The sequence below is a fragment of the Hyphomonas atlantica corrig. genome (genome assembly GCF_000682715.1).
Taxonomy (GTDB): Bacteria; Pseudomonadota; Alphaproteobacteria; order Caulobacterales; family Hyphomonadaceae; genus Hyphomonas; species Hyphomonas atlantica.
In genome coordinates, this window is record NZ_AWFH01000056.1 from 87,931 (window position 1) to 111,667 (window position 23,737).

Consider the following 23,737-nt stretch of genomic DNA (forward strand, 5'->3'; position numbering starts at 1 on the left):
GGACACCAAAATGGGTTTGTTTTCCCGACTCGGTGACATCATCAATTCCAACATCAATGCGATGCTCGACAGCGCAGAAAATCCGGAAAAGATTGCCCGGCTGATCATCCAGGAAATGGAAGATACGCTGGTTGAGGTTCGCACCGCTGCGGCACGTGCGATGGCTGACAAGAAAGAAATGGAACGCGAGATCGCGCATTTCTCCGCTACCCGCGACGAGTGGGCGGCAAAGGCTGAGCTGGCCATCGACAAGGGGCGTGAGGATCTGGCCCGAGGCGCTTTGGTTGCAAAGCAAAAGGCCGAAGGTGAAATTGACCGCCGCAAGGTGGCCATGGACGCCGCTGAAGAAGCTTTCGAAAAGCGTCAGGACGATCTGGCCAAACTTCAGGCCAAGCTGGACGAAGCCAAGGCAAAGCATCGTGCCCTGATGATGCGCCGTGAGGCCGCGGAACAACGCATCCGCATCCGCAGCCAGGTTTATGATGGCAAAGTGGATGATGCGCTGGCCCGCTACAACAACATCGAACGCAAGGTCGATGAGATGGAAGCCTACGCTGACACCATCAAAGGCCGCGAGCCGAGCCTCGAAGCCGAGTTTGCTGCGCTGGAGCGTGACGAAAGCGTCGAGAAGGAGCTTGAGGCTCTCAAGGCCAAGCGTGCCAAGTCTTCGGCGAAGTCTTCGAGCAAGAAATCGGAGGAATAGTCGATGTTGTTTTCGCTCGCCTGCCTCGTTGGCTTCATGACGCTTGTTTGTGCACCTGGCCTGATCGCTCAGGCCCGTGCTGAGCGCCGCGCAACCACGAAAGAGGCCGCCTGATGGACGAAATTCTCATCCCCATCGTAGCGATTGTTGCGCTTTTCATAGTCTTTCCCGGCATGATTTTCCACTACATTACTCTGTGGCGGAAGCAGAAAACCCTGATGCCGGACGATGAGCGCATGATGGAGGATCTCTGGCGTTCGGCCCGCGCGATGGAGCGCCGGATCGAGACGCTGGAATCCCTCCTTGAACAGAGCGAGGCGGATAGCCCCCGCCGCCCGCCGCGCTCTTCCCGCCCCACTTTTGACGACTAAGGACCAACCCTATGACCCGCCATTCCCGCCCGTATCGCGACACTGAGTCCGGTGAAGACCGGTACGGATCTCCCAACCCAAAGCGCTTTTATCGCTCGCGTCGTGACAAGGTGATCGCCGGTGTCTGCGGCGGCCTGGCTGAACGTTTCGGCTGGGAGCCAATTCTCGTTCGCCTACTCGCTATTCTGGCTTTTTTCTTCATTGCAGGACCGATCGCGATTATCGCTTACATCGTTGTCTGGATGATTACGCCGCGGACACCGCTGGGCGGTCGCTCCATCTCACCGGAAGAAGACGCATTCTGGCGCAGTGTGAATGACCGCCCGAGAGCCACGTTCGGGACGCTGAAATATACTTTCATGGATCTCGACGAACGTCTGCGGGATATCGAACGCAAAGTCACATCTGACGAGTGGCGCTTGCGCAAGGAATTCCGAGATCTGGAGCGCGGCAACTAGACTGCGCCCACTCACCCCAACACTCCGACAAGAAGGACCGGAAAAATGCGTAAGGGGACGCTACTGACAAACAACTGGCTGCTTGGAGGCATTTCTGTCCTCATCCTGATGATGACACTGTTTGTTTCCAGCCTGCATGGTGACACGGCTCTGGAGTTCGGCGGGCTTCAGATGACCTTTGCGCCGCACGAGGAGGGGGGCGTTCGCCTGAGCATCGCCCGCTCTTTCGGCCAGTCAGATTTCACCGCGCTTTAAGGCGCGCAGGATAAGGCGCGAGGGGCTGATTGCTTCCAGCGCCGAAACCTCGGCGGCAACTGGTCCGCCCAGACACATGGCTGCGAGAATTCGTCCCGCCCAGGGACCCCAGGTAAACCCTCGCGCGCCAAAGCCATTCACCAAGAATATTCCCGGCAAAAGAGGTGCATCTGTTTCGGCGGCGCGCCCTGTTCTCAGTCCGGAAAAGGCTTCAAGCATCGCTTCAAGGTTTGGTACGGCACCGATCAGGGGCAGACGGTCGGCGGTAGTGGCGCGAATTGCTGCACGTGATGTGACCTGATGGTCTTTCGCGTCGCGTCGCCACCACGGGGAGAGCTTTTTTAGGGCTTCAGCATTATCTTCTCGCGCTGTGTCGCTTGTTGTCGCGTCGGCATCCTGCGGAATTTTTTCGAACGTCGCGCCCCATAAGCGCTCATCGTTCAGGGCAAGGGCGTAGTGTCCGCTGGCCAGAGCATCTGCCTCAACGCGTGTTGCGCCGGTTACAAACTCTACCTGGCCAAGCCTGCCTTCCAGTTTCAGCCAGTCGAACTGCTGAATGGCGGACATGGCATTGGCCATGATGATTGCATCAAAGGTCTCGCCATTTACGGTCCGGTTGCGGAGGTCGATGTTCACGGTCCCGATCTGTACCCGGACACCTTCGAGAAGGCTCGCGACAATTTTCTGCGGCTCAAGAATCATTGCGCGTTTGTGCAGAAGACCGCCGCCTGAAATGGCCTCGAGGTCTTCCAGCGGCAGAGGTGGGTCAGCGAGCAGTTTGGCAAAGCGGCTCAATTCTGCCGTGTCTTTCGGCATCTGACGAACACTGGTTTCATGCGCGCCATCCATACTTGAATAGGTTTGCCGAGCGGCAAGATAGGCGTCGATCAAAAGGCGCGCCTGAACCGTGTCGCCGGCATCAAGGCGCGGCATCAGCAAGGCGAGAGGGTTGCCACTTGCGCCGCTGGCGATGCCTGCTGGATCAAAGACGGTGACATTCGCTCCACGCACGGACAGCGCATGCGCCGCGCTGGCGCCAGCAATTCCCGCGCCGAGGATGGCGATTCTTTTCGCGGTCGAAGCGCTTCCACGAAGTCCGTATACATCTTGAGCGGAGGTGGAGGGCTTGAGTAGCGTGGCTTCCAGTCGTTCTCTCTTTCGCCCATGCCCTTGTGCCTTGGCGACATTGAAGCCCTCATCCGCCAGTCCGCGGCGAACAGCGCCTGCGACGGTGAATGTGCCGATGACTGCGCCCGGTTTCGATCGCGCCGCGATCCGGCCGTAGAGTTCGGCGGCCCACATATCTTCATTTTTTGCGGGGCTGAAGCCGTCAAGGAACCAGGCATCGGCTTGAAACTCGCTTTGTGGCAGCGTGTCGTGAATATCGCCCAGATGCAGCGTGAGCGTTATGCCCAGATCTTGCCAGACTTCATGATGCACACGGCGGATGGGCCCGGGCCACGCCGCAAGCAGGCGATCTGCATAAGGCTTCAGTTCCGGCCATGTTTTCAACGCTCTGGCAGCGTCGTCGCGGGTGAGTGGGAACCCCTCAAAGCTGACAAAATGAAGCCAGGCATCCGGATGTGGGCGGTTTGCCTGCCACAATTCGCACAGGGCCAGGAAGTTCAGTCCGGTCCCAAAGCCTGTTTCGGCTATTGTGAACTCGTCCCGGCCGGTCCAGGCCTCTGGCAGGCCGCATCCCTTCAGGAACACGGCCCGCGTTTCTGCCAGACCGTCGCCAGCCGTGAAGTAAACGTCACCTGCCTCCCGCGCGACGGGTGTGCCATCGTCTTTCCAGTCGATAGTGGGGTGGGTCAGCAGGCGTGTCATTGCACAGCAGGTAGCTGGGCAGGGGGCGTTTGAACAGACCTCGCGCGCCGCGTGCAACCTGTAGAGGATTTAATCGGATCGCTCTGCCTTCACGTGCGTTGATTGGATGACCGCACTCACGCGGCCGAACACAACCCATGAAGGAGATTGAAATGGACAAGGAGCATGTCAAAGGCGCCGCAAAGAAAGCCGAAGGCGAAATCAAGGAAACTGTCGGCGAGATGACAGATAACAAGAAAATGCAGGCCGAAGGCAAAATGGACAAAGCCGAAGGCGAAGTCCGCGACACCGCAGGCGATGTAAAGGATGCCACGAAAAAATAGGCTGGCATTTCCTGAACTGAGAAAGCCGCCCCGAGAGGGGCGGCTTTTCCTTGCGTACCGGCTATGCGCACGCCACATAGGGGTCAAAGCAGAAGGTGAACGGGATGACCGAGATCAAGATCACGCGAGAGGACGGAAAGTCCGGAGGACGTTATGTTGCTGTCGTGAACGGTCATGAGGCCGAAATGACCTATTCCAGAGCAGGCACAGAGCGGATCATCATTGATCACACCGGCGTCCCAAGAGAGTTGGGTGGGCTTGGTGTCGGGGTGGCATTGGTCAAACAAGCGGTTGAGGATGCCCGGCGCGATGGAATCAAGATCATACCACTCTGCCCCTTCGCGAAGGCTCAAATTCAGAAACACCCTGAATGGCAGGACATTCTTGCATGAGTGCGATTACCCACGACGAGAACCATATGCGCTACAGCCACTACGAGGACGGGCTGGAAGCCTATCTGACCTATGAGCGTCCGCGCACAGGTCATCGACATATCACGCATACGATCGTGCCCGGCGAATTGGGTGGCAAAGGGCTTGGCAAGCGTCTGGTGACGGCTGCGATGGAAGATATCATTGCGGCGGGTGAAACGGTTTCATCATCCTGCTGGTTTGCCACCGCCTTGATCGAGAAAACGCCCGAATGGGCAGCGCTCCGCGTATGACGCAGCCTTTCTGGCAGACGAAAACCCTCGCCGAAATGTCGTCGGAAGAGTGGGAGTCCCTCTGCGATGGCTGCGGTAAGTGCTGCTTATTGAAACTGGAAGACGAAGACACCGGTGAGATAGCGTATACCCGTCTGCACTGTCGCCTTTTTGATGGTGAGACTTGCCGGTGCGCGGACTATCAGAACCGGAAGAAAATCGTCGAAGACTGCGTGATCCTGACCCCGCAAAAGGTCGAGGAGATCCGCTGGATGCCGCAGACGTGCGCCTACCGGCTTGTTCATGAAGGCAGGGATTTGCCGGAGTGGCACCATCTGGTCTGCGGGGATCGCGAGCGCATTCACGCTGAGGGCCATTCCATCCGGGGACGCACGATTTCCGAAGACACGGTTTTCGAAGAAGACACTGAAGACTGGATTGTCGACTGGGAAGGCAATGAGCCCTAGACGCCCACAACTTCGCTGTTCGTCGCTTCCGCTTTGAGCCATTTGATGAAATTACGTACATCCGGGGTCAGGTGACGCCCTTTCGGATATACAATCCAATAGCCGAAATCGATCAGGTGTGAGCCGTCCGCAAACGGTGCAACCAGGCGCCCTGAAGCAAGGTCTGCGGCGGCGATGGCGCGTTTTGCGAGCGCGACCCCGCGCCCGGCGGCTGCGGCTTCGATCACAAGGATTGCCTGATTGAAGCGCGGCCCTCGACTTCCATCCGCGTCGGTTACATTGCGCGCGCGCAGCCAGCTTGCCCAATCCGGGCAGGAAGGATCATTTTCGTTGCTTTCATCATGGATCAGCGTGTGATGGCGCAAATCGGATGGCTTGCGGATGGCGTCAGGGCCGTCCAGCAGGGCGGGGGAGCAAACTGGCAGGACCGTCTCGTCCATCAGTTTTTCTGATTTCAGCCCGTCATAATTTCCGCGACCGTAGCGAATGGCAAAATCGGCATCGGCAGTGGTGAAATCAGTCAGCCCCATATCTGCGCTGATCCAGGCTTCCACGTCCTCATGGTCCCGGTGAAACCCATCAAGACGCGGGGCCAGCCATTTGGCGGCGAAGGAAGGTGCCGAGGAAACCATGACCCGGCCTTTTCGCGCAGGCGCCTGCATGATGCGGCCAGCTTCAGAAATTCTCTCAAATGCGTCGCGCACAAGGGGCAGGCTTGCCTGAGCGGCATCTGTCAGCAAAACTGAACGGCCGGTTCGTTTGAACAGTGGCGTTCCGGCGTATTCCTCCAACTGCCTTATCTGTTGTGAAATGGCGCCGGGCGTGACATTCAGTTCCTCGGCAGCCTGCGTGAAAGACAGGCGCCGCGCGGCAGCTTCAAAGGCTCTCAGCGCATTCAGGGGAGGCAGTCGGTCGGTTGGATCTGACATGGATAGTTTCTCTAAAGGATCGCTGTAGGGGTTCATGGTTGCGTCCGCCGCGTCAAGAGCCATTTTGACATTCGACTGATCAGCTAACCTAAATGAGGTCCGCCCGCATGCGCCAGTTCCCGGCTTTCTTCAACATGGATGACGCGCGCGTCGTCGTGTTTGGCGGCGGAGAAGAAGCGCGCCGCAAGGTGCGCCTGCTCGCAAAGACGCCAGCGCAAATCACTGTAATTATTGGCAAAGATATCGATCCAGGTTTCGCCGAGGAATTTGCGGGGCGTATCACGATCGCGCCTCAGAGCGAGGCTGGCCCGGCACTGGATATTGCCCGCTTTGCGATTGTCGCCTGCCGCATCGACGAAAATACAGAACGATCGATCACATGGGCGCGCCAATATGGGGTGCCTCTGAACGTCGTCGACCGCCCTGAATTGTGCGATTTTACCGTTCCGTCCATTCTGGACCGGGGTGAGATTGTCGCGGCTGTTGCTTCCGGTGGATCTGCTCCTGTGCTCGCAAAATCAGTGCGCGCCAAGCTCGAAGGCCTGCTGCCGGCACGGATCGGTGATCTGGCTGAACTGGCGGGTCGGATGCGAGACGAAGTGAAGGAGAGATTGCCCAATGCTGGCGAGCGCCGGCAGTTCTGGGAATCTGTGCTGAATGGCAAGGCCGCTGAGCTTGCCTATGCGGGAGAAATTGAGGCTGCTGAGCAGGCTATGCGAGACGCACTCAATGGTCGTCGCGCACAGGGCGTGGTGCATTTGGTCGGGGCCGGTCCGGGTGATCCGGAATTGCTGACATTGAAAGCGCTACGCCTGCTTCAGGAGGCCGATATCGTCTACTTTGACCGGCTGGTGAGTGACGAGATTCTTACTCTGATCCGCCGGGATGCGGACCGTGTGCCGGTTGGCAAGAGCAAGGGCGATCACTCCGTACCCCAAGAAGAAATTCACGAGATGCTGATCCGCTCTGCGCGTGATGGCAAGCGTGTCGTTCGCCTCAAAGGCGGTGATCCATTCATTTTCGGTCGCGGCGGCGAGGAAATGGAAGCTGTCCTGGCCGCGGGTGTTGAGGCGTTTGTCGTGCCAGGCATTTCGTCTGCGCTTGGCTGCGCAGCGCAGGCGGGCGTGCCGCTTACCCATCGCGATCATGCGCAGAGCCTGACCTTCGTGACCGGACACGCAAAGTCTGGCGGTGTGCCAGACCTCGACTGGGAATCTCTCGCCAAACCGAACCAGACCGTGACAGTCTTCATGGGCGTTGGTACAGCCGCCGCGATCACAGACAAGCTGATCGAAGCCGGGCGCGCGCCTGACACGCCTGTTGCTGTCATCGAGAATGGCACGCGACGCGATGAGATTCAGGTTTTTGGAATTCTGGCGGAATTGCCGGACCTCATCACAGATAACGGCATCAAGGGGCCGGCCCTGCTGATCATTGGCAAAGTGGCAGGTTTGCCATTCGCCAGCGGCACAATCGCTCAGGCTAATCCGGTCCAGCAGGAGACTTTCGCATGACATCCGTCCGCCCGAAACTTAAGCCAGAGACACCGAAGGCAGTAACCGCCTGGGAAACGGCCACAGGTGAAAATGTCTGGATGACCGCCGATGGGGGCTGGACCAAGGATCCAGCCCAGATCGGAGCGTTCACAGGTGAGGAGGCCGAAGCCCGCCTTGCTGATGCGCAAGCCCAGGAAGGGCAGGTTACCGACCCTTACTTTATGGAAGTCACGGAAACCGGTGGTATTACAGGCCGGGAAACGTTGCGCGAGACCATTCGTGCGACCGGGCCGACCGTTGCATACGGGGACGCTGGCTGATGCCAAATCGCGAGATTACGCGTTTGACCCTTTACGGAGACTCCATCTCCGGCAATTGCATGAAGCCGAAATGGACGGCCGACTTGCTGGGCATTGCTTATGACTGGGTTGAGGTAGACATTCTTCAAGGCGGCACGCGCACGGAAGACTTTTTGTCTGTGAACCCGGCCGGTCAGGTGCCATTGGCGCGCTGGCCGGATGGCCGCGCTTTGCCGCAGTCCAACTCCATCATGCTTTACCTCGCCGAAGACGCTGGCAGCGAGTTGGTACCTGCGGACTCATTCAAGAAAGCACAGATGATGAGCTGGCTGTTCTGGGAGCAGTATTCGCATGAGACAGCGATTGCCGTGCGGCGATTCCAGAAACACTATCTCAAGACACCTGAGGACCAGATCGATCCGCAGCTCATGGCCAGAGGGCGACGCGCCCTCGGAGTGATGGAGCTGCAACTGACTTATACGGACTGGTTGGTCGGTGATGCGATGACACTCGCAGATATCGCGCTGGTCGCCTATACGCGCGTCGCGCATGAAGGCGGCTTTGACCTGAGTGAATTTCCCTCCGTCGAACGATGGGTCAGCCGCACAGAAGCGGCGCTTAATATCCCGCATGCAAAAGAGGCTGCGTAATGTATCGTTATGATGAATTTGATGCTCGGATCGTGTCCGAGCGTGTCGCGCAATTCCGGGGGCAGGTGGAACGCCGCCTGGCTGGAACGCTGCTCGAAGATGAATTCAAACCGCTGCGCTTGCAGAATGGAGTGTATCTCCAGCTACATGCCTATATGCTGCGTGTTGCCATTCCCTATGGCCAGTTGAGCGGTCGTCAGCTGCGCCAGCTCGCAGTTGTCGCGCGGGACTATGACCGTGGTTATGGCCACTTCACGACCCGTCAAAACATTCAGTTCAACTGGGTTGCCCTGAAAGATATTCCCGATGTGCTCGCGAAGCTCGCGGAAGTAGAGATGCACGCAATTCAGACCTCGGGGAATTGCATCCGCAACGTGACGTCTGACCATTTTGCGGGAGCGACAAAAGATGAGTTGATGGACCCACGTCCGTGGTGCGAGATCATCCGCCAATGGAGCACATTTCATCCGGAATTCGCTTTCCTGCCACGGAAATTCAAGATTGCGGTCACGGCCGCCGAGCATGACCGGGCCGCGATCCGCGTGCACGATATTGGCCTGCACATTCGCAAACGCGGCGACGTCGTCGGGTTTGAAGTGCATGTCGGTGGCGGGCAGGGGCGTACGCCACATCTGGCGACGCTCGTGAACGAATTCGTGCCTGAAGCCGAACTGCTCGACTATCTCGAAGCAATCATGCGCGTGTACAACCGCTTCGGTCGCCGGGACAACAAGTACAAGGCGCGCATCAAGATCCTGGTGAGTGAGCTGGGTGAAGGCGAGTTCCGCCGCTTGGTGGAAGAAGAATATGCGGCGCAACGCCCGCAGGAGAAAATCGATCTTCCGCAGGCGGAGATTGATCGGATTCACGCCTATTTCGCGCCTCCGGCCCTGGCTGAAAAACCTGCAACGTCTGATGCATTCGAGGCGCTCAAGGCCGAAGATCCGGAGTTTGCGCGCTGGGCGCGCGTGAACTTGCATCCGCACAAAACAGATGGTTACGCGTCTGTTACGGTGAGCCTGAAGCCGGTTGGCGGTCTTGCCGGGGACGCGACGGATGCGCAGATGATGACGGTCGCGCATCTGGCTGAGACCTATGCGTATGATGATATTCGCGTTAGTCACGCCCAGAACCTCGTCCTGCCGCATGTGGCGCTGGATGACCTGCCGGATGTGTACCGCGAGCTGAAAGCGGCTGGCCTTCACACTGCCAATGAGAGCCTGATTACGGACATGATCGTCTGCCCCGGCCTCGACTATTGCAACCTTGCCAATGCCCGGTCCATTCCGGTTGGTCAGGCTGTCCAGCAAGTCTTCGCTGATCCTGATTATCAGGAGGATATTGGCCGCCTGCACATCAATATTTCCGGATGTATCAACGCTTGTGGCCACCATCATATCGGCCATATCGGCATTCTGGGCGTCGATAAGAAAGGTGAGGAATTCTATCAGATCACCTTTGGCGGCCGCGCCGATGAGAAGGCCGCGATCGGCTCGATTGCCGGGCCGGGCCTGAAAGCCGATGATGTTCCGAGCGCGCTGAAACGCGTCGTGGATACCTATCGCGACCTGCGCTCCGACAAGAGCGAATTGTTTATCGAGACGTTGGCCCGCCTCGGCCATGATCCCTTCAAGGAGGCACTTTATGCCGCTGATTAAGAACGGCACGGAGATCGACGATATCTGGGCTTATGTCCCCGATGAAGGAGAGCTGTCCCCTGGCGGATGTATTACAGTTTCGCTGGCACGTTTTCGCAGCGAGACGGACGTGCTGCTTGCACGAAATACCGATATCGGCGTGCGTCTGGAGCCGGGCGATGATCCTCATGAGCTGGAGGAGCATCTGGAGCGTCTCCAGCTGATCGAGATCAGTTTTCCTAAATATACCGACGGGCGTGGATACTCGCAGGCGCAGCTACTACGCCGTCGCTTCGGATATTCTGGAGAGCTGCGCGCCGTCGGCCACGTCCTGCGGGATCAGATATTCTATATGAACCGTTCAGGCTTTGATGCTTACGAGACCGACCGCGCTGACCTACATGAAGTGCTGAACGCATTGAATGAGTATTCCGAGGTCTACCAGCCCGCAGCGGGTGATCGGACGCCGGTCTACCGGAAGAGACACGAAAGCTGACCCTTATGCCTTATGGCGACAGCCTGATCCGCAAGAACGAGACGTCGGACGCCCGGCTCGCACGCTTGAATGCCGAGCTGCGGGATGCGTCCGCGCAGACGATCTTGCGCGTTGCCATGATCCGTGAATGGCGCGATGGCTTGACCTATGTATCCAGCTTTGGCGCGGAAAGCGTGGCCATGCTGGCGCTGATCGCTGAAGTGAAGCCGGATCTGCCGATCATCTTTCTTGAGACTGGAATGCACTTCCCGCAAACGCTGGACTACAAGGACGAGCTGATCGAAAAGCTGGGCCTTACAGGCGTGCGCGAAATTCCGCCAAGCGAGACAGAGCGCAAGGTGCTCGATCCTAAAGGCATGCTCTGGAAGACTGATCCTGATGCGTGCTGCGCCCTGCGCAAGGTTCGCCCGCTGGAGCCTGCTCTGGAAGGCTTTGATGCATGGATCACCGGCCGCAAACGCTTCCACGGCGGCGCCCGGATGAGCATGCCGGTCTTCGAGTTTGCAAATGGTCGCTACAAGGTGAACCCGCTGGCAAACTGGACGCCTGAAGATGTTGAGCTGCTCATCAAGCAGCGCAACTTGCCGCGTCATCCGTTGGTGGCGCAGGGCTATCCGTCCATCGGCTGCTGGCCGTGCACGAAGCCGTCTGACAATCCTGACGATCCCCGCGCTGGACGCTGGGCTGGTCAGGAAAAGACCGAATGTGGCCTCCATGTCGACAAGACAGAGCGCCCGCGGGTTTTCTAGACGGCTGCAGTGAACACATGTGACAAAGTGATCGCTCCGGCGGTCGCCACGTTCACACTGTCAAAGCCTTCTGACATCGGGATACGCACCGCCCGGCAGGCTGCGATCACTTCGTCTGGCAGGCCGGGGCCTTCTGCGCCTAGCAGGATCGCAAGCCTTGCCGGAACGGGCAGGGAGGTGAGCGATGCCGCGTCCGTGCGGGGCGTCATCGCCCAGACTTCATAGCCCGCCGCTTTCGCCGCGTTCACCATGTCCAGGCCCGTCCCGCCTTGGGCATAGGGCAGCCAGAGTGTGCTGCCGGACGAAACGCGGATGGCCTTGCGATAGAGCGGGTCGCAGCATTGCGCGTCCATCAGCACGGCAGAAGCGCCAAAAGCAGCAGCGTTGCGAAAGCAGGCGCCGATATTGTCGTGGTTTGACAGGTCCGACAGCAGCAGGAGAGTCGAGGCTGCCGACACGCCGCTCTCCAAAAACGCGGCCGGGTCCGGAATTTCCCCTTTCAGCCCACAGGCCAGCACGCCGCGATGCATCGGGAAGCCAGTCACCTTGTCCATCACACTCTGAGGCGCCGTATAAACCGGCACGTCTGCTGGAACCCGCGCCAATAGTTCCGCCAGTGGCTCGATACGGCTATCGGCAATGAAGATGCTTTCCAGCGCGAACCGGCCCCGTCGTACCGCAGTTTCGAGTGTCACTTTGCCTTCTATAATGAAGCGTGCGCCGTGACCTGAGGTCAGATCCTTTTCCCGGATTGATGTGTACGCCGCAAGTCTAGGGTCGCCTTCGTTATCGATTGGGATGGGGGGCATGTTTCAGACGAGCTTTGGACAGGGAGAAGACTGGAGGGTTTCGGGGCGATGTGCGGGAGGAATGACCGCTTGTCAAAACGCAAATCCGCAGGTCGCCTTCCTGCTGCGGGTGCTTCAGAGCAATAAATTCCCCAAACAGGAGAAAAAATTCAATCTCAACTATTGAGAGCGCAATCATAAATAGATAGAAGACGGGCTGTTATTCGATTCTGCCGGCTGGGATGGGGGCAGGGATGAGTGTGATGATGAAGTCGTTGATCGTGCTGTGGGAGCATCGTTTTGCGCTCACATTGATTGTGCTGGCGATGGCATTCCTGACGATTACTGCGGGGCGGCAGTTGCAGCGTTACGGAGATTACAAGGAGGTGGTGCGTCACCAGGGCGATCAGAACGCGCAATTGGTGAATTGGGCCATAAGTGGAGAGCGCCCCGTTCTCCTGGATCAATTGCTGGCATCGGATGCCGACAGGTTTGTGTCGCTTAACACGGCAGAGATGAAATTTGCCGTGTCCGATCCTGTCTGCCACCCTCATAGACCGCGGTCGTTCATTGGCTCGCGGCCTCATCCAACCATGTGTCCTCATACATTGCATACTGGAGAGGAGACGAACCCGTCGGACTATGTGTGTGAGACGGCTGTAAGCTGGTCACCAAGAGACCAGAAAAAAGCGGTCCCCGAAAAGGAGACCGCCTGTTTGGTTACAATCTGGACGCCGGAAAAGCAGGGCTACAAATCAGTAAAGGCAACGATGTTCTGGCCTGCGCACCTGTCCTCCGGAACCGATACGGCAGCCGAGTCCGCTCGTTTAGAGGGCGTAAAGTCAGCTTCCGCAGATCACTAGCAGGACAGTTTATGCTGTGCCGGCCGCAGACGCTGATGCCAGCCCCTGTTCTTTCGCCATGCGTTTCATGGCCTTCTGCAACTTCTCAAACGCACGCACCTCGATCTGACGAATACGTTCGCGGGATACGTTGTAAACTTCCGACAATTCCTCAAGTGTTTTTGGCTCTTCCGAAAGACGACGCTCCGTTAGAATGTGGCGTTCGCGCTCATTCAGGTCTTCCATGGCGGACGTTAGCAATTCCATCCGCGCATTGAATTCCTGTTTGTCTGCGAACTCTTCAGCCTGGCCCTGATCATCGTCAGCCAGCCAGTCCTGCCATTCCATATCGCCATCCGTGCCCATCGGCACGTTCAGGGACGCATCTGAACCGGACATCCGCCCGTTCATCGAGTAGACCTCATTCTCGGTCACGTTCAGCTTCTCGGCGATCAGCTTGGCCTGTTCTGGCTTCAGGTCACCCTCGTCGAGCGCCTGCATCTCGCCTTTCAGCCGGCGTAGATTGAAGAAGAGCTTCTTCTGCGCAGCAGTTGTGCCCAGTTTTACCAGACTCCAGCTACGCAGGATGTATTCCTGGATCGCGGCGCGGATCCACCACATGGCATATGTTGCAAGGCGGAACCCCTTATCAGGGTCGAATTTCTTCACGGCCTGCATCAGGCCGACATTCCCTTCGGAGATAACTTCGGCCATCGGCAGGCCATATCCGCGATAGCCCATCGCGATCTTCGCGACGAGGCGCAGGTGAGAGGTCACCATCTTTTCGGCTGCTTGCGTGTCTTCCTGCTCACGCCATTGACGCGCAAGCATGAATTCCTCGTTCTTCTCAAGCATCGGAAATTTGCGGATTTCCGTGAGGTAGCGGCTCAGGCCCTGTTCAGGGCTAAGGGTCATGCTCGTACTGGCGGCAATCTTGTTTGCCATAGTCAAATCTCCTCCTTTGCAGACCAACCCCGCGTCGCGGCGATCGTTCCGGCATTCAGGTGTATTGGGTGTTTAGCCCTGCTTTGCAGCGGCGTCGTCCCGTATTGTCCGCATGAATGTCATCGCGGATTAACATAAATAAGAAGGCCTTCCCGGAATTTGAAGGTTTTTTTGGTGGCGGGCTGTCTCTCGAATTGTTGTCTGCAATCTTCCACTCAAAATTGGGGAACCGCATCGCAATCCGAAGGGTTCTTTGAGCGATAACAACTCAGGAACACACCCATGAATACCACATTCAAGGATAGACAGGAAGCGACTGTCACGCCGACCGAGGCGTTTCGGAAATTCGTGAAGTCTGACGAGTTCCCTTGTATCGGCGCGAAGTCCGCCATGGTCCGGGATAAATTGATGATTGCGGAGTTCGGGGAGATCGACTCCGCGGCTGGTGATATCAAGTTGCGATTGGCGCTGGAGACGTTCATCGACCAGCTCGATTTCGACTCCCCGGTCGTTCAGTCGTTCGTCGCGATATTCACCGGGCCAAACGATTTGCTGGAAGATGAATTCGAGCACGCGTTGTGGAACCGTCTCCAATCCCTGCATAATCTTGATGTGGTGGAGGGCAGGGGATGGGCGGAGAACGCCGACAGGGACCCTCAGTCTGCGCATTTTTCCATGGGATTGCTTGGCGAAGCCTTTTTTGTGATTGGCCTGCACCCGAATGCTTCGCGGCCCGCGCGACGATTTCGGTATCCAACCCTCGTCTTCAACTCGCATGAGCAGTTTGAGCGGCTTCGCCAGGACGGCCGGTTTGAGAAAATGAAACAGATCATTCGGGCGCGTGACGAAGCGCTTGCCGGGTCCGTCAACCCGATGCTGGCCGACTTCGGCAGTGGATCGGAAGCCGCGCAATATTCCGGTCGCGAAGTCGGACCAGACTGGAAATGCCCATTCACGCCCCAGGAGCCCATCAAATGATCCAGCGCATTCCCCCGAAATCCGGCGTAGCCTTCATCCTCCGCAAAGGCCAGCGCCTGACCGTGACAGATCCGGAAGGCGAGCAGGTCAGTGATCTGGTCGCCTACAATCTCGATGACCGAAAGGAAGTCATCTCTTCCGGGCGTTCGCTGGACTATGCCGGGCGCATGTTCCTAACCACCGGTGACGTACTGTACTCAAACCGTAGTCGTGACATGCTGAAGATCGTAAAGGACGAGGTTGGGCGACATGACTTCACGCTTACGCCATGTTCGAAGGACACATTTCGCAAGCTTTACAATGAAGCAGATCCGCAAGGCGGATGTCAGGAAAACCTGGAAGCTGCTCTGTCTGAATACGGTATTGGGCCAGACGATATCCCCATTGCGTTCAATATCTTCATGCATGTGGCGATGGACCCCGAAACCGGAAAGATCAGCGTTCTGCCACCCTTGAGCAAGGCTGGACAATCGATCGTTCTCGAAGCCTGCATGGATTTGGTAATCGGCATGACCAGCTGTTCCGCCGGCGAATCCAACAATTTTGTTTACAAGCCCATAGACTATCAAATCGGTTCGGGTGTGGCCTGATGGATATTTCGGCAATCTTCTATGATGGTTGGAAAGACCTGGTAAGGATCGTTCTGGCGGCGCCCGCCATCTATTTCACCATTATTGTGTTTATTCGATTGGCGGGAAAACGGTCCACGTCCCAGATGAATAATTTCGATTGGGTCGTCACCGTGGCGCTCGGGTCTATTGCTGGTGCGGGTATCACCAGCAACTCGGTGACAGTATTTGAAGCATTGCTGGCCATCGCGACGCTGCTTACCATACAATGGGCGTTGACTTTCATGATCGCGCGCTCAATCGGTGTCGAAAAGCTGGTCAAATCCAGCCCACGGCTTCTGGTGTATCGGGGCAACTATCTGGACGACAATATTCTCGACGAGCGACTTACCCGATCCGAGATACTCTCTGCCCTGAGAGAACATGGATTGACGCAAGTGGAGCAAGCGGAAACGGTTGTGCTCGAAACCGACGCATCATTCAGCGTTATTGCTCGTGACGCCGGGAAGGTCTCTGCAGATGTCCTGCGCAGATCGGTTGTCGGGGTGCCAACGTCGGACACGCGCTGAGTGCAACGTCTGTCACAATAAATTCACATAAAACAATGCGTTGTAACCTGCTGTAAACATTGTTGGTTACCAAGTTTTCAGAATGTCCTGTTAGCACGATACCCAGAGTGCCTTGGGTGGGGCAAATGGGTTTATTATGAAGTTTCGCTCCACGTCCTGGAAGCATTTTCCGCCTTTGTCGGTGGATGACAGCTTTGATGCGCTGTCAGCTTTTTTCGTTAGTAATCCTGAGGCCACGCTGTGTCCGGTTGTTGACCGGCGCGGTCGGCCGAACGGGTTTGTTTCCCTTCAGGCGTTTCAGCGCATCATATCCAATCCCTACGGGTACGCACTGAATCAGAAGAGGGGGTTGGCCGCGATTCTGGACCGAAACCCGCTTGTCCTGGAACTCAACGATGACACGGCATCGGTTTTCAGCAGTATTCGAGACAAGTCAGATCTCCTGACGAACGGGTTGATCCTCGTGCATGACGACGGTGTATATGCAGGGTGCCTGAATGCACTCGGCGTCTTTCATGCGCTTACCGAAATACATGCCAACATGCTCTCTGATCTCAAGGCAGAGATAGTCGAGCGCGAACGCGCCGAGCAAACGGTTCGCCAACTGGCCGATACGGATCCTCTGACTCGCATCCTGAACCGTCGTGCCTTCATTCGTGAAGTCGAGGCACTGATCCATGCACAACAGCCTTTCACCTGCGCGCTGGTCGATCTGGACCGTTTCAAGCCACTGAACGACCGGTATGGCCACGCAGTTGGCGATCATGTGTTGAAAGAGCTGGCGCGGCGACTGTCCGAGGCTGAGGGGTGCAGACTGGCCTGCCGTCTGGGCGGAGACGAATTTGCATTTATCATCTGTGATGCCGATGCCTCCGAGATTGCAGCGCGAGCGCAGAGTGCAATTGTTTCTCCTGTGGAGACCGATTTGGGGCTGGTCTCGGTCGGTGCCTCAATTGGCCTTGCGTCCTATCCCGATGACGCTGTTGATGAAGTCAATCTGATGTATGCCGCCGATAAGGCAATGATCCGTATAAAGTCTGAAGGAGGTGGGATCGCTGTCTTCGACAGGCGTATGGATTTGTCAGACATGGACGCGCAGGAGTTTGACAAAACAATCATCAGCGCCGTGAAGGACAACCGCTTCCAGCCGGCGGTCCAGCCCATCCTTGATCTCCGGTCCCATTCCGTGGCCGGATACGAAGTCCTGGCACGCTGGCCAAATAGTGGCTTGAAGCGGCAACCATCGCCGAAGCAGTTCATGCCTCCGGTGGAGCGTCTCGGGCTGATTGACAGCTTCTTCTGGTCGATGCTGAATCAGGCTCTACGGTGGCTGCCCGATGGCCGGAGCTTCCTGTCCTTCAACGTGTCGCCCTCGCAGCTCACCTCGCTGGAATTCTCGGATCTCTTCCTCAACGCGCTACGACGTCACAAGGTCGAGCCGTCCCGCATTGAACTTGAAATTACCGAGAACGTCCTTTTCCGGAATATCGATACCAGCAAGCAGGTGCTCGGAAAGATTGTCGATGCCGGTGTGTCATTGGCTCTGGATGATTTTGGCACGGGATACTCGTCTCTTTCCTTGCTGGAAGAATTGCCGTTCAAGAAAGTGAAGCTCGACAAGAGCCTGCTAGGCAAGAAGAGTGATTCCGGTGTCCTGCCGAAGGTCCTGACAGGCAGCCTGAAGATGTGCCGGGAAATGAACCTGATCAGCTGCGCAGAAGGCGTCGAGACAAGCTGGCAGCTTGAGCAATTGGCCGCACGCAAATGCGATCTGGTTCAGGGGTTTCTGATTGGTCGTGCCGTATTGTGCAAGGAATTGACGTCGCCATCGGTGATTACACAGGCGTCCTGACAGGCTTCAGCCATCCGTTTCAACGGGCATCATACATGGGTCGTTGAAAGGCGAGGCATCCAGCTCTCCGCTGGTTCTATTCCGCCTCGATCTCAATTCGTTCTTCGGCCAGGTAATCCGTTGACCGCATTTCATGAAGTCGGCTGACGGTGCGTTCGAATTCAAAGCTGCCGTCGCCTTCGGGGTAGAGTTCTTCCGGTTCAGCGGCGGCGCTGGCCACGAGTTTGACCTTCGCCTCGTAAAACGCATCAATGAGCGACACGAACCGGGCTGCCTCATTGCGGTTTTCTGGTCCGAGCGTCGGAATGCCGGATAGAATGACGGTGTTGAAATTTGCAGCAATGGCAAGATAGTCCCGCGACCCAAGCGGACGGGCGCAAAGCTCCTCGAACGTGAACCGCGCAACGCCGGCAGCTTCGCGGTGGACCTCCAATTTGCGGCCCTTGACCGTCAGCACACAATGCTGCGGCTCAGCGCCCAGGGTCAGCCGGTCCCAGGCCTGATCCAGAGCCCTCTCGGATTCTCCGCCCAGAGGCGCGTACCAGACCGGCGCCTCAATCAGACGGTCCAGTCGATAGTCCCGCTCGGAGGCCAGTTCCATCACGTCGCAATTGGCCTTCAGGTGCTCGATGAAGGGCAGGAAGAGGGGACGGTTGATGCCATCCTTGTAGAGATCGTTGGGGTGACGGTTTGATGTTGCAACGACGGTGACATGGCGCTCGAAGAGGGCCTCGAACAACCGGGCAAGCACCATGGCGTCAGCAATCTGGGTTACCTGGAACTCATCGAAACAGAGCAGGTTCGCCTCGGAGGCGATCTGTTTCGCCACTGGCGCGATCGGGTCGTCGCCAGCTCCCTTCACACGCCACTCGGACCGCTTGCGTTCATCTTCGGAAAGCTTGCGCCATGCATCCAGCCGGTCATGAACTTCGGCCATGAACTCATGGAAGTGAACCCGGCGGCGGGCTTCGACCGGTGCATGCTCGAAGAACAGATCCATCAGCATGGATTTGCCGCGCCCTACGCCGCCCCACATGTAAAGGCCCGTCACGCTCTCTGCCTTTGAAAACCATCCACCGGTCTTCCGGTTCGCCAGTCGATGGGCAAGATCATCCAGCGCAGTGGCGGCTTCGGCCTGCACCGGGTCCGGCATCAATTGTCCGTCATTGATCCGCGCCTCGTAGCGCTCAATCACATAGCCCATTCAGAGACGCCCATGCAGGAGTGGAAACTTGCCCGGCACCGTCTAGACGGCTTCAGGCTGCTGGTGAAACTTATACAGTCAACTCGATTATTGGAAATGCGTTCCGCTGAGAGAGTATGGCACTGCGTCACCGTGCTGGCCGCTGGGGGGTCAGCCCAGTCTCTCTGCCACTTGTGTGATCAGGCGAGACCAGGATCCCGGAACCAGCAGGAAAGTCAGTGCAGCCCCGGCCAGTGCGCCGCCCAAATGCGCGCCGTGCGCAATCATCGTGTTCGGACGGCGGGACAGGAAGAAACTGACGGAGATGAACAAGGCGGCGGCCACGATTGCCCACATCGGAATGATGAAGAACAGGCCGAGCAATGCGAAAGGGGCGAGCACGCTGAACGACAGGATGACGCCGGACGTCGCGCCCGACGCTCCAACGGCCCGATAGTCCGGCTGGTCCTTCTTGTCGAAATACTCCCACAAGTTTCCGCCAAGCAGCGAGCCCCCATAGATGATCAGGAATGTTGTCGCGCCGAGGCTGCGCTCCAGAACGCGGCCAAATTCCCACAGAACGTACATATTGATCAGCAGGTGAGTCAGGTTCACGTGCAGAAAGGCTGACGTCACGAACCGCCACCATTGCCGCCCGTCCCGGATCGGGGCGATCCAGAAGCTGTTGTCAGTGAAGAAGTCGCGATTTGAGAGGCCGATCAGGCTGACCAGCACATTTGCCACGATCAGGCTAATCGTTACCGGGAATTCCATCATCGTCTGGCTGCTCTCCTGTTATGCCGCCAGCAAAAAAGCCGCCCGGACGTGTCCAAGCGGCTTAGCAAGGGGAAGGGGCGCTTCGCAAGCGCCCGACAGATTTAGGCGGCGCGGACGGCGGCGGTCTCGGCGGCTGGCATCAGGTCCATCAGGAAGTCTTCGAAGGCATCCGGGCGCTGGATGAAACGGTTGAAGGGCAGGTTGGCCTTGAAGATCGCCTCGGGATGGATGTTTGCGCCGCAGCGAAGCGCGGATTCGACGGCCTGGTCACGCACATCCATGGAGGACACGACAGCGATCCGGTATTTGCCCATATTGGCCACCCGGGCAATCGTCATGTCAGGGTCGAAGGAGTCTGGCAGGCCAAGGTCAAGCACGACAAGATCAAAGCGCTCAAGGCGAAGGCGGGACTCTGCGAGCATCAGGGTTGGCGCCATGACGAGGTCGATCTGGACACGAGAACGAGCTGCCTTGTCCGCAGCAATTGCCAGCATGTCTCGAACTGGCTCGTGATCTTCAACCCAAAGAACTTTCATCTACTCGTATCCCGATTAATTTGCCCGCGAAGGAAAGGCTTAAGCCAACCCCCCTGTTGCGTTCACAATGGCACGTGGCTCTTACGTCTTGGTAAAGCGAAACTTTCCGAAGTGTTTATTTTTCAACAGAGTGCGGCAGCTGAGCGGTAAGCTTCCCGCCTCTGTCTCATGCGTTTCACGCTTTCAGGGAATCGCCCGAACCCCTATGTATCTAAAGGGAGATTGGAGTGGCCGTGACACCATGAGTGACGAGAGCCTGACAGCGAAAACACCCGCCTTGCGGGCGTCTGCGTTTCTGGACGCAGAAAAAAATAATGACCAGCATATCGTTGATACGTTGATCGAGGAACGCTGCCCGCAACTTCGCTCAAGCTGGAGCTGGCCGCTTGTCCGCCCCGTTCTTTACAAGATGCTGGGATACAGTCGCGCGCGCGAGATGGCGGATACGATCATGCAGCTCAATGGCCGGGACTCATTCGATCATCTGTCAGCGCAGCTCGATTTCTCGCTCGACATTGAGGGGCTGGAGCGTCTGCCTGAATCCGGGCGTGTTATTATCGCGGCCAATCATCCAACCGGTCTGGCCGATGGGGTGGCCGTGTGGGATTTGCTCAAACAGATCCGTCAGGACATCATCTTCTTCGCAAATGCAGATGCCATCCGGGTCAATCCGCGTTTCCAGGATGTCATCATCCCGGTGGAGTGGGTGGCGGAAAAGCGTACTCCGGCCAAGACACGCGAGACCCTTAAGCGGGCGGGGCAAGCATTCTCCGAGGAGAAGTGTGTGGTGATCTTTCCGTCAGGCCGTCTGGCGAAGAAGGAGGATGGCCGACTCGTCGAGAAGGAGTGGTTTTCCACCGTGGTCGGGCTCGCCCGCAAGCAGAACGCACCGATCCTGCCGCTCAATCTCGATGCGTGGAATTCCTGGCTGTTCTACTTTTTCAGCGAGCTGAATGGCGAATTGCGTGACATAACCCTGTTCCACGAATTGCTGAACAAGCGCGGCGCCAATGTACGGATGACATTCGGCCAGATGATTCAGCCGGATCAATTGCAGGGCGACGTGAACGAGTTGACCGAGAAACTGAAACACCACGTCGCCTACGATCTCGGGCGCGACAACACTGCTGTGTTCCGGCCTTAGCCATGTGTGGTCGCTTTTTCCGTCATGGGGTTTCGTGGGAGGAATACCACAACGCGCTGAACCTGATCCATCCAAATGGTATTCAGCCGCCAGAGCCGGCCTACAATATTGCGCCCACACAATATGCCCCCATCATACGCATGGCCCCGGAAGGGGAGGATGTTCCCCGCCATGCGATCCAGATGGCGCCAGCGATGTGGGGGCTTGTGCCCAGTTGGTGGAAGAAACCACTCAGTGAAAAGAAATTCTCCACCTTCAATGCGCGCAGCGAAGGGTTGGAAGCTTCCAACACATTTCGTGGCCCGTTTCGGCATCATCGCTGCCTGATTCCGGCGAGCGGCTTTTACGAATGGACGGGGCCGAAAGGGAAGAAACAACCTTATGCGATCGGCTTGCGCAATCGTCGCTGGTTCTGTTTTGCCGGATTGTGGGACCGGGCCATGATCGACGGATCGGAGATCGACACATTCACCATCCTGACGACAAAGCCAAATGACCTCATGGCAGGGCTGCACACGCGTATGCCGGTGATCCTCCATCCGTCAGACTATCGGACATGGCTGGACGCGGACAATCGCAAGGTCGAGCATCTCTACGAACCATTCCCGACGGCGGACATGCACGCATGGCCGGTCAATCCGGCAGTCGGCAATGTCCGCAATCAGGGGCCGCAACTGATCGAAGAGGCCTAGTTCTTCTTCCAGGCCACCTGATACAGGTCGAGCCGTCGATCCTTCAAATTCTGCACCGCACCCGACTGGCGAGCTGTCAGCAGGTCGGAAATCGACAGATCTGCCAGCGCAATCGTTTCGGTGTTCGGCGCAGTGTCTGCCGCCACGCCGTCGCGCGAGAACGGGAAGTCAGATGGTGTCAGAATGCAGCTCTCCGCATAATGAATATCCATGTTCTCGACGTTTGGCAGATTGCCGACGACGCCCGACATGGTGACATAGCACTGATTCTCGACGGCTCGCGCCTGACAGCAATACCGTACACGCATATAGCCGCGGCGCTCGTCCGTGCAGAAGGGCACGAACAACATCAGCGCGCCCTGGTCGACCAGGTGACGCGCAATTTCGGGGAACTCGCTGTCATAGCAGATCATCACGCCGATTGGGCCGCAGTCTGTCTGGATGACGGAATTGCCGCGTCCGCCCTGGATGTTCCACCAATGGCGTTCCGATGGGGTGGGGTGCAACTTCTGTTGAGTGTGAACGGATCCATCGCGCAGGAAGACATGCGCCACATTCAGGATCTCGCCGTTCTCCATCTGGCTCGGATGGGTGCCGCCGATAATGTTGATATTGTAGGAGACAGCCAGCTTCTCCATGAATTCAACAAAGCGCGGCGTGTATTCCGATATCTGAGCGATGGCGTCGATGGGCCCCAGCGGGCGTTCAGCAAGCGACAGCAATTGCAACGTCACCATTTCCGGGAACACGACGAAATCGCTCTTGTAGTCGGACGCGATGTCCACCCAGTATTCCAATTGGCTTTCGAACTCGTCGATGGAGGTGATGCGGCGCATCTGCCATTGCACGGTCGCGATACGGACGCTTTCGGGCAGCGATGTGTCGCCAAAACTCGTATTGGTCTGGATCTTCTCCTGCGCCAGCGGGTTCTCCCAGAACATGTGCGTGGCATGTCCCATGGAATCCGTGTCTTCCGGCAAATAGTGGCGTAGCACGCCGAGCGGCTCGTATCCCTGGTTCAGCTGGAAGGTGATGACCGGGTCGCGCAGTTTGGACTCCCGCACGGCCTTCACATAATCTTCCGGTCTGGGATACTGCTTCGCCTTGCGCGCATAGCCGGGCATGCGGCCAGCGAAGACAATGCCTTTCAGCTCCAGCCACTGACACAATTCGCGGCGTGCCTTGTAGAAGCGCTGCCCAATGCGCAGGCGGCGATAGTTGGGGTCGACCGCCACATCCATGCCGTAGAGCACATCCCCTTCAGGATCATGCCGCGCAGCATAGCCGCCGCCGGTGATCTGCATCCAGGTGTGTGGCCCGAAGGCGTGCTCGGAGGCGATCATGAAGGTCGCGCAATGGCCGACAATCGTGCCTTCATACTCGGCCACGAACTGGCCGTCGGGAAAGCGGTTGATCTGCGCCATGAGGTGGTCGCGGGAATACTCCTCGCCCTCCCCATAGACTTTTGCGGAAAGGGCCTGCAGGCCCGGAATGTCATCCGGCGTCGCATTGCGGATGATCAGCTTGGCTTTGCTATTGCTCATGGCGAAGAAATG

Annotated in this window: 29 protein-coding genes; 21 read left to right on the top strand and 8 right to left on the bottom strand. The window is 57.6% G+C overall.

The features are described from left to right. Positions 1-10: 10 nt before the first annotated feature. From pspA to HY36_RS14475, 4 genes are all read left to right on the top strand, one after another. Entirely contained in the window at positions 11-703 is a 693-nt protein-coding gene (pspA, locus tag HY36_RS14460; RefSeq protein ID WP_035554312.1) for a phage shock protein PspA, read from the top strand. Positions 704-816: 113 nt separating this feature from the next. Continuing rightward, entirely contained in the window at positions 817-1,074 is a 258-nt protein-coding gene (gene pspB, locus HY36_RS14465) for an envelope stress response membrane protein PspB (protein WP_035554314.1), read from the top strand. 11 nt (positions 1,075-1,085) lie between these two features. Next, entirely contained in the window at positions 1,086-1,532 is a 447-nt protein-coding gene (pspC, locus tag HY36_RS14470) for an envelope stress response membrane protein PspC (protein ID WP_035554315.1), read from the top strand. A 45-nt stretch (positions 1,533-1,577) separates the two neighbouring features. Continuing rightward, complete coding sequence (locus tag HY36_RS14475) at positions 1,578-1,787, top strand: hypothetical protein (protein WP_035554317.1); 210 nt, start codon at positions 1,578-1,580, stop codon at positions 1,785-1,787. Here the strand turns inward: HY36_RS14475 and mnmC are convergent. After that, positions 1,767-3,617, bottom strand: coding sequence for an FAD-dependent 5-carboxymethylaminomethyl-2-thiouridine(34) oxidoreductase MnmC (mnmC, locus tag HY36_RS14480; RefSeq protein ID WP_035554319.1), 1,851 nt, complete (start codon positions 3,615-3,617; stop codon positions 1,767-1,769). The two genes, HY36_RS14475 and mnmC, sit on opposite strands and share 21 nt — an antisense overlap. Positions 3,618-3,754: 137 nt before the next feature. Here mnmC and HY36_RS14485 point away from each other — a divergent pair, with 137 nt between their 5' ends. From HY36_RS14485 to HY36_RS14500, 4 genes are all read left to right on the top strand, one after another. Next, on the top strand, positions 3,755-3,940 hold the full coding sequence (locus HY36_RS14485; RefSeq protein ID WP_035554322.1) for a CsbD family protein: 186 nt from the start codon (positions 3,755-3,757) through the stop codon (positions 3,938-3,940). Positions 3,941-4,044: 104 nt separating this feature from the next. Continuing rightward, positions 4,045-4,332 carry a GNAT family N-acetyltransferase gene (locus tag HY36_RS14490; protein ID WP_035554324.1) on the top strand — a complete coding sequence of 96 codons (288 nt, stop codon included), beginning with the start codon at positions 4,045-4,047 and terminating at the stop codon, positions 4,330-4,332. After that, positions 4,329-4,604, top strand: coding sequence for a GNAT family N-acetyltransferase (locus HY36_RS14495; protein WP_035554326.1), 276 nt, complete (start codon positions 4,329-4,331; stop codon positions 4,602-4,604). The genes HY36_RS14490 and HY36_RS14495 overlap by 4 nt, the downstream gene beginning before the upstream one ends. Continuing rightward, complete coding sequence (locus tag HY36_RS14500) at positions 4,583-5,050, top strand: YcgN family cysteine cluster protein (RefSeq protein WP_035554328.1); 468 nt, start codon at positions 4,583-4,585, stop codon at positions 5,048-5,050. Before HY36_RS14495 ends, HY36_RS14500 begins: the two co-directional genes overlap by 22 nt. Here the strand turns inward: HY36_RS14500 and gcvA are convergent. Further along, positions 5,047-5,979: a transcriptional regulator GcvA gene (gene gcvA, locus HY36_RS14505; protein ID WP_035554330.1), complete on the bottom strand. Its 933-nt coding sequence runs from the start codon at positions 5,977-5,979 to the stop codon at positions 5,047-5,049. The genes HY36_RS14500 and gcvA overlap by 4 nt on opposite strands. A 107-nt stretch (positions 5,980-6,086) precedes the next feature. On the opposite strand from gcvA, the gene cysG reads away from it, so the two are divergent. The 6 genes from cysG to HY36_RS14535 are packed head-to-tail and all read left to right on the top strand — an operon-like array spanning position 6,087 to position 11,306. After that, positions 6,087-7,493: a siroheme synthase CysG gene (gene cysG, locus HY36_RS14510; RefSeq protein WP_035554562.1), complete on the top strand. Its 1,407-nt coding sequence runs from the start codon at positions 6,087-6,089 to the stop codon at positions 7,491-7,493. Further along, positions 7,490-7,795 (top strand): DUF2849 domain-containing protein, encoded by a 306-nt coding sequence (locus tag HY36_RS14515; protein ID WP_035554332.1) that lies wholly within the window; start codon positions 7,490-7,492, stop codon positions 7,793-7,795. The genes cysG and HY36_RS14515 overlap by 4 nt, the downstream gene beginning before the upstream one ends. Further along, the gene (locus HY36_RS14520) at positions 7,795-8,424 is read left to right on the top strand and encodes a glutathione S-transferase family protein (RefSeq protein ID WP_155841950.1); all 630 of its coding nucleotides are present in this window, start codon (positions 7,795-7,797) and stop codon (positions 8,422-8,424) included. The genes HY36_RS14515 and HY36_RS14520 overlap by 1 nt, the downstream gene beginning before the upstream one ends. Further along, positions 8,424-10,082, top strand: a complete 1,659-nt coding sequence (locus tag HY36_RS14525) for a nitrite/sulfite reductase (protein WP_035554333.1) — start codon at positions 8,424-8,426, stop codon at positions 10,080-10,082. Before HY36_RS14520 ends, HY36_RS14525 begins: the two co-directional genes overlap by 1 nt. Next, complete coding sequence (locus HY36_RS14530; protein WP_035554336.1) at positions 10,069-10,557, top strand: DUF934 domain-containing protein; 489 nt, start codon at positions 10,069-10,071, stop codon at positions 10,555-10,557. Before HY36_RS14525 ends, HY36_RS14530 begins: the two co-directional genes overlap by 14 nt. Before the next feature lie 5 nt (positions 10,558-10,562). Continuing rightward, positions 10,563-11,306, top strand: a complete 744-nt coding sequence (locus HY36_RS14535; protein WP_035554338.1) for a phosphoadenylyl-sulfate reductase — start codon at positions 10,563-10,565, stop codon at positions 11,304-11,306. Here the strand turns inward: HY36_RS14535 and HY36_RS14540 are convergent. Further along, positions 11,303-12,115 (bottom strand): TrmH family RNA methyltransferase, encoded by an 813-nt coding sequence (locus HY36_RS14540; RefSeq protein WP_035554339.1) that lies wholly within the window; start codon positions 12,113-12,115, stop codon positions 11,303-11,305. The two genes, HY36_RS14535 and HY36_RS14540, sit on opposite strands and share 4 nt — an antisense overlap. A 242-nt stretch (positions 12,116-12,357) precedes the next feature. Between HY36_RS14540 and HY36_RS14545 the strand changes: the two genes are divergently transcribed. Then, positions 12,358-12,957: a hypothetical protein gene (locus HY36_RS14545; RefSeq protein ID WP_155841954.1), complete on the top strand. Its 600-nt coding sequence runs from the start codon at positions 12,358-12,360 to the stop codon at positions 12,955-12,957. 9 nt (positions 12,958-12,966) lie between these two features. Here HY36_RS14545 and rpoH read toward each other — a convergent pair whose 3' ends face one another. Further along, positions 12,967-13,881: an RNA polymerase sigma factor RpoH gene (gene rpoH / locus HY36_RS14550; protein WP_035554343.1), complete on the bottom strand. Its 915-nt coding sequence runs from the start codon at positions 13,879-13,881 to the stop codon at positions 12,967-12,969. A 282-nt stretch (positions 13,882-14,163) separates the two neighbouring features. On the opposite strand from rpoH, the gene gntA reads away from it, so the two are divergent. The 4 genes from gntA (at position 14,164) to HY36_RS17930 (ending at position 17,849) form a co-directional block, all read left to right on the top strand. Further along, positions 14,164-14,859, top strand: a complete 696-nt coding sequence (gntA, locus tag HY36_RS14555) for a guanitoxin biosynthesis heme-dependent pre-guanitoxin N-hydroxylase GntA (protein ID WP_035554345.1) — start codon at positions 14,164-14,166, stop codon at positions 14,857-14,859. Further along, a complete protein-coding gene (locus HY36_RS14560) occupies positions 14,856-15,449 on the top strand; it encodes a DUF1989 domain-containing protein (protein ID WP_035554347.1) in 594 nt (197 codons plus the stop codon). The genes gntA and HY36_RS14560 overlap by 4 nt, the downstream gene beginning before the upstream one ends. Beyond that, a complete protein-coding gene (locus HY36_RS14565; RefSeq protein ID WP_206741210.1) occupies positions 15,449-15,997 on the top strand; it encodes a DUF421 domain-containing protein in 549 nt (182 codons plus the stop codon). Before HY36_RS14560 ends, HY36_RS14565 begins: the two co-directional genes overlap by 1 nt. A gap of 136 nt (positions 15,998-16,133) precedes the next feature. Further along, complete coding sequence (locus HY36_RS17930) at positions 16,134-17,849, top strand: putative bifunctional diguanylate cyclase/phosphodiesterase (RefSeq protein ID WP_051602829.1); 1,716 nt, start codon at positions 16,134-16,136, stop codon at positions 17,847-17,849. A 76-nt stretch (positions 17,850-17,925) separates the two neighbouring features. On the opposite strand, the gene zapE is transcribed toward HY36_RS17930, so the two are convergent. The 3 genes from zapE to HY36_RS14585 form a co-directional block, all read right to left on the bottom strand. Then, a complete protein-coding gene (zapE, locus tag HY36_RS14575; RefSeq protein ID WP_035554349.1) occupies positions 17,926-19,053 on the bottom strand; it encodes a cell division protein ZapE in 1,128 nt (375 codons plus the stop codon). A 150-nt stretch (positions 19,054-19,203) separates the two neighbouring features. Then, entirely contained in the window at positions 19,204-19,809 is a 606-nt protein-coding gene (locus tag HY36_RS14580; protein WP_035554352.1) for a rhomboid family intramembrane serine protease, read from the bottom strand. 101 nt (positions 19,810-19,910) lie between these two features. Continuing rightward, a complete protein-coding gene (locus tag HY36_RS14585) occupies positions 19,911-20,345 on the bottom strand; it encodes a response regulator transcription factor (RefSeq protein WP_035554354.1) in 435 nt (144 codons plus the stop codon). Between the two features lie 241 nt (positions 20,346-20,586). Between HY36_RS14585 and HY36_RS14590 the strand changes: the two genes are divergently transcribed. Further along, positions 20,587-21,489 (top strand): GNAT family N-acetyltransferase, encoded by a 903-nt coding sequence (locus HY36_RS14590; protein WP_035554570.1) that lies wholly within the window; start codon positions 20,587-20,589, stop codon positions 21,487-21,489. A 2-nt stretch (positions 21,490-21,491) separates the two neighbouring features. Continuing rightward, positions 21,492-22,181: an SOS response-associated peptidase gene (locus tag HY36_RS14595; protein WP_035554355.1), complete on the top strand. Its 690-nt coding sequence runs from the start codon at positions 21,492-21,494 to the stop codon at positions 22,179-22,181. On the opposite strand, the gene HY36_RS14600 is transcribed toward HY36_RS14595, so the two are convergent. Further along, positions 22,178-23,725, bottom strand: a complete 1,548-nt coding sequence (locus HY36_RS14600; RefSeq protein WP_035554358.1) for a GNAT family N-acetyltransferase — start codon at positions 23,723-23,725, stop codon at positions 22,178-22,180. The two genes, HY36_RS14595 and HY36_RS14600, sit on opposite strands and share 4 nt — an antisense overlap. Positions 23,726-23,737: the final 12 nt, after the last annotated feature.